The sequence below is a fragment of the Enterobacter sp. PTB genome (genome assembly GCF_051130085.1).
Taxonomy (GTDB): Bacteria; Pseudomonadota; Gammaproteobacteria; order Enterobacterales; family Enterobacteriaceae; genus Enterobacter; species Enterobacter ludwigii.
Window position 1 is genome coordinate 1 of record NZ_JBDKEE010000150.1, and the last position, 351, is coordinate 351.

Annotated in this window: 1 pseudogene; it reads right to left on the reverse strand. The window is 63.0% G+C overall.

What is annotated here, in order from left to right:
• Positions 1-97: 97 nt before the first annotated feature.
• A pseudogene (locus tag AAIR21_RS28040) lies at positions 98-351 on the reverse strand (type VI secretion system baseplate subunit TssG); the annotation flags it as partial.

Here is a 351-nt window from a genome sequence, read left to right on the forward strand (position 1 = left end):
ATACTGCGCGTGCCGTCATGGACGCTCTGGGCCAGCCCGCACCCGCTCAGCAGAGTACACAGCAGCGGGAGCAGAGCCCGCCGGAGGTTCATGATTTTCATGGTGTTTCCTGTTCAAAACGATACTGGCCGTACTGCGCCGGGGGCAGTACAGCCACAGACAGACCTTCATAGCGGCCCGTACTGACGGTGATCTCACGGCTCGCTGAGGTTTCACGTCCCTGATGCCCCAGGACGCCGGTCTGGCCGAGGCGAACCCGATGCTCCCGGCGTAGCCGGGGTTCCGGTATCAGGGAAAGCGGCACACGAAGCTGAAGACGGACATCGCTGCGATACCCGAGGTACACCCGCA